The organism is Paraburkholderia sp. SIMBA_053 (assembly GCF_046534895.1).
In the GTDB taxonomy this organism is placed as follows: Bacteria; Pseudomonadota; Gammaproteobacteria; order Burkholderiales; family Burkholderiaceae; genus Paraburkholderia; species Paraburkholderia caledonica.
In genome coordinates this window covers 61,900-75,234 of the sequence record NZ_JAWRXU010000012.1, presented here as the reverse complement: position 1 = coordinate 75,234, position 13,335 = coordinate 61,900, and the positions used below count along the sequence as shown (strand labels likewise).

The 13,335-nt window shown below is 64.0% G+C and carries 9 protein-coding genes; 7 read left to right on the top strand and 2 right to left on the bottom strand.

Annotated features, from left to right (window positions below):
• Nucleotides 1–10: 10 nt before the first annotated feature.
• Entirely contained in the window at nt 11–985 is a 975-nt protein-coding gene (locus tag SB753_RS27200) for a chemotaxis protein CheV (RefSeq protein WP_020069926.1), read from the bottom strand.
• 24 nt (nt 986–1,009) lie between these two features.
• Between SB753_RS27200 and SB753_RS27195 the strand changes: the two genes are divergently transcribed.
• From SB753_RS27195 to SB753_RS27180, 4 genes are all read left to right on the top strand, one after another.
• On the top strand, nt 1,010–1,159 hold the full coding sequence (locus tag SB753_RS27195; RefSeq protein ID WP_165572743.1) for a hypothetical protein: 150 nt from the start codon (nt 1,010–1,012) through the stop codon (nt 1,157–1,159).
• 140 nt (nt 1,160–1,299) lie between these two features.
• Nucleotides 1,300–1,860, top strand: coding sequence for a DUF4142 domain-containing protein (locus tag SB753_RS27190; protein ID WP_410802795.1), 561 nt, complete (start codon nt 1,300–1,302; stop codon nt 1,858–1,860).
• 67 nt (nt 1,861–1,927) lie between these two features.
• Complete coding sequence (locus tag SB753_RS27185) at nt 1,928–3,652, top strand: tetratricopeptide repeat protein (protein WP_410802793.1); 1,725 nt, start codon at nt 1,928–1,930, stop codon at nt 3,650–3,652.
• A gap of 40 nt (nt 3,653–3,692) precedes the next feature.
• Complete coding sequence (locus SB753_RS27180) at nt 3,693–4,718, top strand: aldo/keto reductase (RefSeq protein ID WP_410802791.1); 1,026 nt, start codon at nt 3,693–3,695, stop codon at nt 4,716–4,718.
• Between the two features lie 134 nt (nt 4,719–4,852).
• On the opposite strand, the gene SB753_RS27175 is transcribed toward SB753_RS27180, so the two are convergent.
• Nucleotides 4,853–5,596 (bottom strand): SDR family oxidoreductase, encoded by a 744-nt coding sequence (locus SB753_RS27175; protein WP_410802789.1) that lies wholly within the window; start codon nt 5,594–5,596, stop codon nt 4,853–4,855.
• A 115-nt stretch (nt 5,597–5,711) separates the two neighbouring features.
• On the opposite strand from SB753_RS27175, the gene SB753_RS27170 reads away from it, so the two are divergent.
• From SB753_RS27170 to uvrA, 3 genes are all read left to right on the top strand, one after another.
• Nucleotides 5,712–6,608, top strand: a complete 897-nt coding sequence (locus SB753_RS27170) for a LysR family transcriptional regulator (protein WP_088175096.1) — start codon at nt 5,712–5,714, stop codon at nt 6,606–6,608.
• Nucleotides 6,609–6,684: 76 nt separating this feature from the next.
• A complete protein-coding gene (locus SB753_RS27165) occupies nt 6,685–7,002 on the top strand; it encodes a single-stranded DNA-binding protein (protein ID WP_020069920.1) in 318 nt (105 codons plus the stop codon).
• 226 nt (nt 7,003–7,228) lie between these two features.
• A complete protein-coding gene (gene uvrA / locus SB753_RS27160) occupies nt 7,229–13,144 on the top strand; it encodes an excinuclease ABC subunit UvrA (protein ID WP_410802906.1) in 5,916 nt (1,971 codons plus the stop codon).
• The last annotated feature ends 191 nt before the right edge of the window (nt 13,145–13,335 follow it).

The window sequence follows — 13,335 nt, the reverse complement described above, 5'->3', positions numbered from 1 at the left end:
ACGCGATTCGTCAGGCCGCGGCTTCTGTGGCAGACATCAGTGCACTGCGTATCGCGCTGGCGAGTTCACTGGCCTGAAACTTCGCGACATAGCCGTTCGCGCCGGCGTTCTTCACATGCGCTTCGTTGGCCGCGCCGGTCAACGACGAATGGATGATCACCGGAATGTCGCGGGTGCGCTCGTCGGCCTTGATCTGGCGGGTCAGCATGAAGCCGTCCATCTCGGGCATTTCGAGGTCGGTCAGAACGAGCGCGATGCTGTCCTTGACGCGCGCGCCGTTGCTCTGTGCTTCGTCGGCGACTTGTTGCAAGGTCTGCCACGCCTCTTCGCCGGTCTTGGTCATCACGTATTCGGCGCCGATTGCGGTCAATGCCTGCTCGATCAGCTTGCGGGCGAAGCCGGAGTCGTCGGCGGCAAGAATCTTCGCGCCCGGGCGAATGCCGAGTGCATCGCCCACGGACGTCGGGTCCACGCTCGGGTGCTGCGAGGGGAACACGTCGCGCAACACCTGCTCGACGTCGATCACCTGCGCGAGCCGCGAATCGCCCGTATTGCCGTCGATCCGCGCAATGCTCGTCACCAGGTTGCCGCCCGCCGCGCCTTCCGCGGAGAGCACCTGATTCCACTCGAGTCGCACGATGTCGTCCACTTCCTCGACCGCGAACGCCTGGGTGGAGCGCGCGAATTCGGTGACGAGCAGGATATTCAGGCCGCGCGTGGGCTCGCAGCCCATGAGCCGCGGCAAGTCGATCACGGGAATGATCTGCCCGCGAATGTCGACGGCGCCCATCACGAACGGCGACGAACCGGCGATCGGCGTGACCGGCGGCATCGTCGAAATTTCGCGGACCTTGAACACGTTGATGCCGTAAAGCTCATGCGCGTCACTGCCGGGGACGGAGCCCAGCCGATACAGCAGCAGTTCGAATTTGTTGGAACTCGTCAGGTTGCTGCGTTCGTCGTGCGCGCGGTTATCTGCTGCCATCGAATCTCTCCAGGATTGCGGTGCGTGGCGCGCTTGCATGGATTGATGCCGTCGCGCCTCTTACTTTTTGTTATCGGCGCGCTTGCCGAAAAATTCAGCGCTTTGCCGGATTTCTGCTGGCAATCCCTGGGTGAGCCACCTGATCTCATTCACGAGATGGCGTCATTCGTGTGAAGGTTACCTGCCGTTACACAAGCCACAGCGTCGTATCACACCGCGCCGGGGCGCGCTTCTAGAATCTCCCGCGATGGACGGCGGTGCCACGCGGCGCCCCGTGCTCCGTTGCCGTTTCGCTTTCAATCCAAGGAGAACGTATGATCCGCTTGCCTCTCGCCACTATCGTCAACGCCACTATGGTGAGCCTGCTGACCGTCGCCACGGCCGCCAGCGCCCAGACGGCGCCGGCCCCCGCCGCGCCGGACGCGGGCCGTCTGCATGCTGCCGACCAGACGTTCATTGCCGACGGCACCAAGGCCGTCGCGACTCAACGCGATGCCGCGCGCATCGCCACCTCGCGTTCCACGGACCGCGACGTCAAGGCATTCGCCGAGCGCGTCTCGACCGATAACGCTAAGATCTCGGACGCGCTTCGCGCGGCGAGCCCGCGCGGCGTCGACGTGCCGAAGAACGACCCTGACACTGCCGTGCTCGCGAGCATCAACAATCTGCGTGGCGCCGAGTTCGACAAGGCATATATCGAGCAGGTCGCGCTTGCCGGCGAGCAGAAGGCATTGTCGGCGTTCCAGGCCGAGATCGCTTCGGGCCGCGATCCGCAGTTGAAGGATGCGGCGAAAAAGGCGCTGCCGACCATTCAGGAGCATTACGCGATGGCGCAGGAACTGGCCAAACGCAAGCATCTGACGGCGGCGCAGTAAAGCACTGCACGCGTGCCGCCTCGCTGGAGCAAAGCGGCGCGGCGCGCGCTTTTTCCGGACTCATCGCATGAAGAAGCCTGCCAATCTGGCGCAACAGTTGGACCATATGCTTAGGCAAGCGGTCGCGCTTCAACAGAACGGCGCGTTGGCCGTGGCGCAGGAACTTTATCGCGAGATTCTCGAGCTCAGGCCTCGCCATTTCGACGCGCTGCAACTGCTGGGCGCATTGGCGTTGCAGAGCGGCCGCATCGAAGAGGGCGTCGATCTGCTCGCGAGGGCGCTCGCGGTCAACCCGAAACAGGCCGCGGTTCATTCCAACCTGGCGTATGCGTTGAACGCGCTGCATCGTTTCGATCAGGCGTTGGCCAGTGCCAATCGCGCGCTCGCCTTGCAGCCGCAGTTTCCCGACGCGCTCAATAATCGCGGCAACGCGCAGGCGGGCCTCGATCGTCCGCTCGACGCGCTGGCGAGCTTCGACCGGGCGATCGCGCTCGCCCCCGATTTCGCGCAGGCCTGGAACAACCGCGCGTGCGTGCTGCGCGATCTGGGCCGTCCCGCCGACGCATTGGCCAGCTGCGACCGCGCGCTCGCGCTGCAACCGGGTTACGCCGAAGCATGGAGCAATCGCGGCAATGCGCTCTCCGATCTGAACGAGCCGCATGAAGCCGAGCGCAGCTACCAGCGCGCGCTCGAACTGGCGCCGGGCTTCGTCGATGCATGGAATAACCTCGGTCTTACGCAGATCGATCAGGGGCAACATGAGCAGGCGCTTGCCAGCTATCAGCGCGCGCTCGCGCTCAATCCCGAAGCCGCCGAGACCCACTGGAACGAAGCGCTGTGTCTGCTGCAATTGGGGCAGCTCGAAGCGGGCTGGCGGAAGTATGAATGGCGATGGGAGCGCAGCCGCATCAAGGCGAGCCGGCGCGTCATCGCGCAACCGCTTTGGCTCGGCGACTTTTCGCTCGACGGCAAGACGATTCTGTTGCACGCCGAGCAAGGGCTGGGCGACACGCTGCAGTTCTGCCGCTATGCGGCAATGGTGTCGAAGCTCGGCGCGAAGGTCATACTCGAAGTGCAGCCTGAGTTGCGGCGGCTGATGTCCACGCTCGACGGCGCAGATCAGATCGTCGAAGCGGGCGAACCGCTGCCGCCGTTCGATTGCCACTGTCCGCTGTTGAGCTTGCCGCTCGCGCTCGGCACGTCGCCCGGCAGCATTCCGTCGTCCACACCTTATCTTTCTGCCGAGCCCGCTGCGGCGCGCGCATGGGGCGAGCGTATCGACGCCGACGCAGGAGGCCGCCTCAAGGTCGGCCTCGTCTGGGCCGGCGGGAACCGTCCGCACGTGGCGGAGCTTCGCAAGAACGACGCGCGCCGTTCGCTCACATTCGCGCGCTTCGCGCCGCTTCTCGATGTGCCCAACGTGCAGTTCTTCAGTCTGCAAAAAGGACCGGCGGCGCAACAATTGACTGCCGGCGAATGCGCCGCGCATATCGTTGACCACACCGGCGAACTGCACGATTTCGCCGACACTGCAGCGCTCGTCGCGAACCTGGATCTGGTGATTTCCGTCGACACATCCACCGTGCATCTCGCCGGCGCACTGAACAGGCCGGTGTGGATTCTGAACCGCTTCGACACCTGCTGGCGCTGGATGCTGGAGCGCAGCGACACGCCCTGGTATCCGCGCGCAAGGCTCTTCAGGCAACCGTCACTGGGCGATTGGGATAGTGTAATGGAAACCGTGCGCGCAGCGCTCGCCGACCACGCGCTCGCGTGGACCGGCGTAGACTGAACGTCCGTTTAAATGACGGCTATGCCACGGAGATTCATCAATGGAATACAGACATCTGGGTGCATCCGGTTTCAAGGTGCCGGTGCTGAGTTTCGGCACGGGCACGTTCGGCGGCAAGGGTGATTTTTTTCAGGCGTGGGGCTCGACCGACGTCGATGAAGCACGGCGTCTGATCGATATTTGCCTCGATGCGGGCGTGACGATGTTCGACACCGCAGACATCTATTCGCGCGGCGCTTCGGAGTCGGTGCTTGGCGAAGCGCTGAAAGGCAAGCGCGATGAGGTGATCATCTCGACCAAGGCGACCTTCCGTTTCGACGACGGTCCGAACAACGTCGGCTCATCGCGCTTTCATCTGATTCAGGCAGTGGACGCAGCGCTCAAGCGCTTGCAAACCGATTACATCGACCTTTTTCAGTTGCATGGTTTCGACGCCAGAACGCCGGTCACGGAAGTGCTGTCCACATTGGACGACCTGGTGCGCGCAGGCAAGATCCGCTACACAGGTGTGTCGAACTTCTCCGGCTGGCATCTGATGAAGTCGCTGGACACGGCGGACCGCTACGGCTATCCGCGTTATGTCGCGAACCAGACTTACTACTCGCTCGTCGGGCGCGATTACGAGTGGGAACTGATGCCGCTCGGCGTCGATCAGGGCGTGGGCGCCGTGGTGTGGAGCCCGCTCGGCTGGGGACGTCTGACCGGCAAGATCAAGCGCGGCCAGCCGTTGCCCGATACGAGCCGTTTGCACAAGACCGCCGACATGGGGCCGCCGGTGCCGGACGAGTATTTGTACCGCGTGCTCGATACGATCGACGAGATCGCCGTGGAAACCGGCAAGACCGTGCCGCAGATCGCGCTGAACTGGCTGTTGCAACGTCCGACGGTGTCGACCGTGCTGATCGGCGCACGCAATGAAGAGCAGTTGCGGCAGAACCTGGGCGCGGTCGGCTGGAACCTGACGCCGGAGCAGGTCGCGCGGCTCGATGCGGCGAGCGCCGTGCGGCCGGCTTATCCGTACTGGCATCAGGAAGGATTCGCCGAGCGCAATCCCAAAGCGGTTTAGCGGGCGGTTCGCTGCGAGTTCTAACGCGTGAGTTGGGCGGCTTGTCACGAGTGCCCGGACTCACGCGCGCTGCAAGTTCGATTAGACCACTGCGTTGAGCCGCTTCAGGTTGCTGGAGCGGCGCCCGACACGCATCAAGCCAATCCGCCGTTTGCCCGCAGCACTTGGCCGTTGACCCACGCGGCCGCCGGGCTCGCAAGAAAGGCCACCACCGACGCAACATCTTCCGGTTGCCCGAGGCGCTCCAGCGGCGGCATCTTTGCAAAGTGTTGAATCTGCTCGTCGGTCTTGCCGTCGAAGAACAGCGCCGTCGCGACCGGGCCCGGCGCCACCGCGTTCACCGTGATGTTGCGCCCGCGCAGTTCCTTCGCGAACACGTGCGTGAACGTTTCCACCGCGGCTTTGGTCGCGCTGTAGATCGCGTAGCCAGGCATGTTCAGCGCGACGGTCGTGCTCGAAAAGTTGATGATGCGTCCACCGTCGTTCATGCGGCCCGCCGCTTCGCGCAACGTATTGAAGGTGCCGCGCACGTTGATGTCGAATGTGCGGTCGTACAACTCGTCGCTCGTGTCGGCGAGCGGCGTCGGCTTGATCACGCCGGCGTTATTGATCAGCACGTCCACTTTGCCCAGTTGCTGCTCGGCGGTTTCGAACATGCGGCGCACGTCGGCAGCCTTCGACACATCGGCCTTCACCGCCACCGCCCGGCCACCCGCGCCGTTGAGTTCGGCGACGAGCGCGTCGGCCTCGCTGGAACTGGACGCATAGTTGACGACGACAGCAAAGCCGTCGCTCGAAAGGCGCCGCGCAATGGCGGCGCCGATGCCTCGCGATGCGCCGGTAACGATAGCGACTTGTGCGTTTCTGATCGTGTTCATGGTGCGTTTCCTTTTCGGTATGGAGTTGGTGAGTGAATGATGAACGCTTTGTGCTCCGAGATAATCAGGTTAGACTCGCCATCATCATTCGATCTTCTTTAACAATAGCGCCCATATGGACCGTTTCGAAGAAATGCGTGTGTTCGTGCGGGTCGCCGAGCGGCAAAGCTTCACGCGTGCGTCCGACGACTTGCAGATACCGCGCGCCACGGTCACGAACCTCATCAAACGTCTGGAGGAGCGGCTCGGCGCGCGGCTGCTGGAGCGCACCACGCGAACGGTTCGCCTGACGCCAGACGGGCAGGCGTATTACGGACGCTGCGTGCGGCTGATCGCCGATATGGAAGAGGCGGAGGGCTCGTTCTCTAACCTGGCGCCGAAAGGTTTGTTACGTGTGAATCTGCAAGGCACGCTCGCCCGGCACTTCGTCGTGCCGACGCTGCCGGCGTTCCTTGCACGCTACCCCGACATCGAACTGACAATCGGCGAAGACGACCGTCTGGTCGACCTGGTGCGCGAGGGCATCGACTGCGTGCTGCGGGCGGGCACGCTGCAAGATTCGTCGATGGTCGGGCGCCGCGTCGCGCAACTGCAGCAAGTGACGGTGGCGAGCCCGGCTTATCTGGAGAAATATGGCGAGCCCGCCGATCCGTCGGCGCTCGAATCGCACCGCGCGGTCAACTATGTGTCGAGCGCAACGGGCAAGCCGGTGCCGCTCGAATTCGACATCGAAGGCCGCATTACGCCGATGCTGTTGCCCGGCGCGGTGTCCGTGACGGGCGTCGAGCTCTATACGGGCTCGGCGGTGGCCGGGCTGGGCATGGTCCAGGTGCCGCGCTATCGCGTGTCGGATGAACTGGCAAGCGGGCGCCTTAAGATCATTCTCGCGAATTTTCCGCCGCCGCCGATGCCGGTGTCCGTGCTGTATCCGCAGAATCGGCAACTGTCGTCGCGGGTGCGCGTGTTTGCAACGTGGCTGCGCGATATCTTCGAGGCGGCGGGCACGGCGTAAGCGCCGCCGTGTAAGGTCTCGTGGGATGATGTGCGCCGCACATCGGGTGCGGAACCTGCAACAAGGGAGCAGCAAGATGATCGATGGACTGGTGAGCGGGCGCCTGTATGGCGAGGCGCAGCTTCGCACGGGGCAAAACGGTACGCGCTTCGTGACCTGCAAGGTGCGCGCGGTCACCAATGACGGCGACACGATTTTCGTCAACGTGATTGCGTTCGATAACGGCGTGCAAACCGCGCTGCTCGCGTTGAGCGACGCGGACAGCGTTGCGCTGAGCGGGGCAATCACGCCCAAGGTGTGGACCGACAAGAACGGCCTGGTCAAACCGGCCGTCGACATGGTCGCTCACAAGCTCCTGACAGCCTACGAGGGGCGCAAGGACGGCGACGCGTGACGGCTGACGCCGCGCGCGGCATGGCGCCTGCCGTGTAGCGGGGCGTTATGACACGAAGTGCGCCAAACTTGGCCGGTGCGCGTCGTGGAAAACTGTATAAATATACAGTATAGTGTTCAACTGCAAGCGGGGCGCGGCTTCAGCGCCTCAGCGCCCGTTTGCACTGAACTTGCGCGGTCGCGAGGCGTCCGTGAGAGGTGGCCCACTCATTCAGACGGTCGAAAAATTGTCATCCAACGGCATCATCAAGATTCGCGGCGCGCGCCAGCACAACCTCAAAAACGTCGATCTCGACGTGAAAACCGGCGAAATGACGGTCGTTACCGGCCCGTCCGGGTCCGGCAAGTCGAGCCTCGTGTTCGACACGCTTTACGCGGAAGGGCAGCGGCGCTACGTCGAAACGTTTAGTGCGTACGCGCGGCAGTTCCTTGATCGCATGGACCGGCCGCAAGTCGACCGGGTCGACGGCGTGCCGCCCGCCATCGCGATCGACCAGACCAATCCGGTGCGTAGTTCGCGCTCCACCGTCGGCACCATGACGGAGCTCAACGACCACCTGAAGCTGCTCTACGCGCGCGCGGCCGAACTGTTCGACCGCAAGACGGCGCATCAGGTGCGTCACGACACGCCTGAAACGATCTATGCCGAGCTGCTCGAACGCACGGAAAAGGACGATCCGCGGCTTGTCGTCACGTTCCCGGTCGAGTTGCCGGAGTCGGCGTCCGAGCAGGAAGTGGAGCAATGGCTGTCGGCAAGCGGCTACACGCGTGTGCAGGCGCAGCGCGAGGTCGAGTCGCCTACCGGCAGACGCAAACTGCTGGACGTCGTCGCCGACCGTTTCCGCCTGCGCCAGGCGGACAAGCAGCGCGTTGTCGAGGCGATCGAAGCGTCGCTCAAGCGCGGCGGCGGGCGCGTGAATATCTACGTGCTGCCGCCGGCTTCCGAGGTCCAGCAGCCGCCTGAGGCACAGCAAGCCGAGCCGCAAATCTGGCGTTTCTCCACAGGACTGCACAGCCCGGAGAGCGATCTGCGCTACGCCGATCCGCAACCGGCGCTGTTCTCGTTCAACTCGGCCTACGGCGCGTGCGAGGTCTGTCGCGGGTTTGGCCGCGTGATCGGCGTCGACCTGGGGCTCGTGATCCCAGACGCGCGCAAGACGCTGCGCGACGGCGCGATCAAGCCCATGCAAACGCCGGCGTGGAAGGAGTGTCAGGACGATCTGATGCGCTACGCGGCGAAGGCCGACATACGCCGCGGCACGCCGTGGGGCGAACTCACGGACGCCGAGCGCGACTGGGTGATCAACGGCTCGCCTGACTGGAACGGCAAGTGGCAAAGCCATTGGTACGGCGTCAAACGCTTTTTCGAATATCTCGAATCGAAAGCGTACAAGATGCATATCCGCGTGCTGCTGTCGAAATACCGCAGCTACACGCCATGCGAAACCTGCGGCGGCGCGCGCCTGAAAACGGAATCGCTGCTTTGGCGCCTCGGCAGCAAGAAGAACGCCGACGACGTGCTGACGCCCGCACAGCGCTTCATGCCGCGCGGCGTCGAATGGAACCGCGCTCAGCTCGAAGCGTTGCCCGGTCTCACCGTGCACGATCTGATGCTGATGCCGATCGAGCGCATCCGCCGCTTCTTCGACGAAATCAGTTTGCCGAGCGCTTTGCTCGACGACGCGCTCAAGCTGCTGCTCGCGGAAGTGCGCACACGCCTCAAATACCTGTGCGACGTAGGGCTCGGCTACCTGACCCTCGACCGCCAAAGCCGCACGCTGTCGGGCGGCGAAGTGCAGCGGATCAATCTCACCACGGCGCTCGGCACGTCGCTCACGAAAACGCTGTTCGTGCTCGACGAACCGAGTATCGGCCTGCATCCGCGCGATCTGAACCGTATCGTCGAAGCCATGCATCGCCTGCGTGACGCGGGCAATACGCTGGTGGTTGTCGAACACGATCCGTCGGTCATGCTGGCGGCGGATCGCCTGATCGACATGGGTCCGGGGCCGGGCGAGCGGGGCGGCTCGATCATTTACGACGGTGTGCCCGAGGCCATCCGCTCGTCGGGCACGCTCACCGGCGAATATCTCGGCGGCCGCCGGCACGTGGCGGACGCGGCGCACTGGTCGCAGCGCCCGGTCGACGCGAGCACGCCTCGCATCGTGCTCGAAGGCGCGACCGAACATAATTTGCGCGACGTGACGGTGGAGATTCCGCTGCAACGGCTCGTCTGCGTAACGGGTGTGTCGGGCTCCGGCAAATCCACGTTGCTGCAAGACGTGCTGTACCCGGCCATGGCGCGGCACTTCGGTCTCGCCACCGAGTCACCCGGTGCATTTCGCAGCCTCACCGGCGCGGACCAGGTGACCGACGTCGTGTTCGTCGACCAGTCGCCTATCGGCAAGACTGCACGCTCCAATCCGGCGAGCTACGTCGGCGCGTTCGACGAGATCCGCAAGCTGTTCGCGAAGGCGCCGCTTGCGCAACAACGCGGCTATGGCCCGGGCATGTTCAGCTTCAATTCCGGCGACGGGCGCTGCCCGACGTGCGGCGGTTCGGGCTTCGAACATATCGAAATGCAGTTCTTGAGCGACGTGTATTTGCGCTGTCCGGACTGCGACGGCCGCCGTTATCGCGCCGAACTGCTCGAAGTGAAGATCGAGCGCGGCGAACCCGCCCGTGCGTCGAGCATCGCAGACGTGCTCGAACTGACCGTCAGCGAAGCCGCCGCCTATTTTTCGAAGGATGCCGAAGTATTGCGCGTGCTGCAGCCTATCGTCGACGTGGGCCTCGAATACGTGAAGCTCGGCCAGCCGGTGCCCACGTTGTCGGGCGGCGAGGCGCAGCGGCTCAAACTCGCGGGCTTTCTCGCTGAATCCGCGCAGGCGCCCACCGCGCGCGGGGCGAAGCAGGCAGTCGCCAAACGGCTTTTCATGTTCGACGAGCCGACCACCGGCCTGCATTTCGACGATATTGCCAAGCTGATGCAGGCTTTCGGCAAGCTGCTGGCAAGCGGTCATTCGCTGATCGTGATCGAGCACAATCTCGACGTGATTCGCGCGGCAGACTGGATCATCGACCTCGGTCCAGAAGGCGGCGACGGCGGTGGCCGCGTGTTGTGCGCCGGCACCCCGGAAGACGTCAAGGGCTGCCCCGAATCGCATACCGGCGAAGCGCTGTTGCACTACGACCGCGCAATGAGCGCGGCTGCGCAGCCTGCCGAGGAGGCATCGCAAGGCATTCCGTTGCAGAAGGCACTGAGCGCGGCGCGCGCGCGCCGTGCAATCGAAGGCGAAGACGTGGTACGCATCGTCAACGCGCGCGAGCACAACCTGAAAGCGCTGGACGTCGACATTCCGCATGGCAAGTTCAATGTCATCACCGGTGTGTCGGGGTCGGGCAAGTCGACGCTCGCGTTCGACATTCTTTTCCACGAAGGGCAACGCCGCTACCTCGAATCGCTCAATGCGTACGCGCGTTCCATCGTGCAGCCCGCAGGCCGGCCTGAGGTCGACGCCGTGTACGGCATCCCGCCGACGGTCGCGATCGAACAGCGTCTGTCGCGCGGCGGCCGCAAGAGTACGGTGGCGACCACGTCCGAGGTGTGGCATTTCCTGCGCCTGCTGTATGTGAAGCTCGGTTTGCAGCATTGCATTCATGACGGCACACCGGTTACGTCGCAAAGCGTCGAGTCCATCGCCGCGCAATTGCTGCGTGACCATAAGGGGCAGCACGTCGGCTTCCTCGCTCCGCTCGTGGTCAACCGCAAAGGCGTGTACACCGATCTCGCGAAGTGGGCAAAAGCGCGGGGCAATACACATCTGCGGGTGGACGGCGAATTCGTGCCGGTGGACCCGTGGCCGAAGCTCGACCGCTTCCGTGAGCACACTATTGAATTGCCGGTCGCCGACCTGATCGTGTCGGCGGACAACGAAGCGGAACTGCGGCACGCGCTCGATCAGACGTTGGAAGTCGGCAAGGGTGTGATGCATCTGCTCGCGCCGCTCGACGGTCTGCATGACGCAATAAACGGCGGGCAGCCCACCGCGAAGCTCGGCGCGGTCAAGGTGCTCTCCACCAAGCGGGCGTGTCCGGTTTGCGGCACGAGCTACCCCGAGCTCGATCCGCGCATGTTCTCGTATAACAGCAAGCACGGCTGGTGCACGACCTGTGTGGGCACGGGGCTCGCGCTCACACGCGAGCAACGCGCCGCGTACGATGACACGATCGTCGTAGACGACCATCGTGGCCGCGAACAGAGTTTGCCGTCGGAAGAGCAGGAACCCGAAGGTCTCGTCGACGAACCGTGTCCGGATTGCGTGGGCACGCGTTTGAATCCCACGGCGCGCGCCGTCACGTTCGACGCGCAAGCCATTACCGACGTCGCGCAATGGACCGTGTCGGATACGCGCGCGTGGATCGACGGTTTGCACATGACAGGCCGCGACGCTGAGATCGCGCGCGACGTAGTCAGCGAGATCGGCAGCCGTTTGCAGTTTCTCGAAGAGGTCGGTCTCGGTTATCTGAGCCTCGACCGGGCAGCGCCGAGCCTGTCGGGCGGCGAGGCGCAGCGCATTCGCCTCGCCGCGCAACTGGGCAGCAACCTGCAAGGCGTCTGCTATGTGCTGGACGAGCCGACCATCGGCCTGCATCCACGCGACAATCAGATCCTGCTGAACGCGCTGCGCAAGCTTGGCGACAAGGGCAATACGCTCGTGGTCGTCGAACACGACGAAGACACGATCCGGCGGGCCGATCACATCATCGACATCGGGCCGGGCGCCGGCAAGCGCGGCGGCACGCTGATCGCGCAGGGCAGCGTGGCGGATCTGTCCGCGCAGCCCGAATCGCTGACGGGGCAGTTTCTCGCGACGCCCATCGTGCATCCGCTACAGCCGCGTCGCAAAGTCGTCGCGCCAGGCAAGCGCGCGGCGGCGGTGCCCGAGAACTGGCTGACCGTGCACGGCGGCAGACTGCACAATCTGCGCAACGTCACCGTGGGCATTCCGCTCTCGCGGCTCGTCGCGGTGACGGGTGTCAGCGGCTCGGGCAAGTCCACGCTTGCGCGTGACGTGCTCATGGCGAATCTGCTCGACGCAGTTGGGCGCTCGGTGTTGTCGTCGCCGGCTACGCGTCGGGCGCGAGCGGCGGCAGAAGAGAAGCCCGCCGCGAACCGCCGTTCGAGCGTGCTCGCGCGCACCGCGCCACGTGCTCCGCTGAACGTCACGCATGCGTGGCAGGGCTGCGACTCGATTACGGGTTGGGAAAGCATCGACCGCGTGCTGGAAGTCGATCAGACGCCAATCGGCAAGACGCCGCGCTCGTGTCCCGCAACGTACATCGGCGTGTGGGACGCAATTCGCAAGCTGTTTGCCGGCACGCTCGAAGCTCGCGCGCGGGGCTACACGGCATCGCGCTTCTCGTTCAACACAGGCGAGGGCCGCTGCCCAGCTTGCGAAGGGCAAGGCGTGCGCACCATCGGCATGAGCTTCCTGCCGGACGTAAAGGTGCCATGCGATGTCTGCCACGGGCAGCGCTTCAACCCGGAAACGCTCGCAGTGACATGGCGGGGCAAGAATATCGGCGACGTGCTCACCATGGAAATCGACGAGGCTGTCGAGTTCTTTGCGCCGATCTCGAACATTGCCCATCCTCTGCAGTTGATGAAAGACGTGGGGCTCGGTTACCTCACGCTCGGTCAGCCATCGCCTACCTTGTCGGGCGGAGAGGCGCAGCGCATCAAACTCGTCACGGAGTTGAGCAAGGTGCGCGACGACATTACGCGGCGCGGTCAAAAACCGCCGCATACGTTGTATGTGCTCGACGAGCCGACGGTTGGCCTGCATATGGCCGACGTCGCCAAGTTGATTCGCGTGCTGCATCGTCTCGCTGACGGCGGCCATAGCGTCGTGGTGATCGAGCATGACCTCGATGTGATCGCCGAGGCAGACTGGATCATCGACCTCGGTCCCGAAGGCGGTGTGGGTGGCGGGACAGTCGTCGCTGCTACGGACCCCGAAGGAATCGTGCAGGTTCGCGCGAGCCACACCGGCGCAGCGTTGAAGCCTGTGCTCGACCGTACTGCACATGGCGGCGCTCGCGCTGCGCAAGTCGAAGCGGGCGAAGGCACCAACGGGTAGCGGAAACTTCGAGTCGCGTAGCAAAAGAGAGGGCCCGCATTGCCGACCAGGCGATGCGGGCCCTTTCCATTCCACTAGAGCATGTTTAGTTCGAGACAATGTTTTGTTTAGTGCACTGTCACGTCGTCGGATATCGCAAGCCGGGTTGGCACACGGGCAAATTCGGATAACTTTAGAACGTCCCGTCTAAA

Bases quoted from the DNA above. Each gene is read 5' to 3' on its own strand.
- SB753_RS27200 (WP_020069926.1), bottom strand. From the start codon at position 985: ATGGCAGCAGATAACCGCGCGCACGACGAACGCAGCAACCTGACGAGT.
- SB753_RS27190 (WP_410802795.1), top strand. From the start codon at position 1,300: ATGATCCGCTTGCCTCTCGCCACTATCGTCAACGCCACTATGGTGAGC.
- SB753_RS27185 (WP_410802793.1), top strand. From the start codon at position 1,928: ATGAAGAAGCCTGCCAATCTGGCGCAACAGTTGGACCATATGCTTAGG.
- SB753_RS27180 (WP_410802791.1), top strand. From the start codon at position 3,693: ATGGAATACAGACATCTGGGTGCATCCGGTTTCAAGGTGCCGGTGCTG.
- SB753_RS27175 (WP_410802789.1), bottom strand. From the start codon at position 5,596: ATGAACACGATCAGAAACGCACAAGTCGCTATCGTTACCGGCGCATCG.
- SB753_RS27170 (WP_088175096.1), top strand. From the start codon at position 5,712: ATGGACCGTTTCGAAGAAATGCGTGTGTTCGTGCGGGTCGCCGAGCGG.
- SB753_RS27165 (WP_020069920.1), top strand. From the start codon at position 6,685: ATGATCGATGGACTGGTGAGCGGGCGCCTGTATGGCGAGGCGCAGCTT.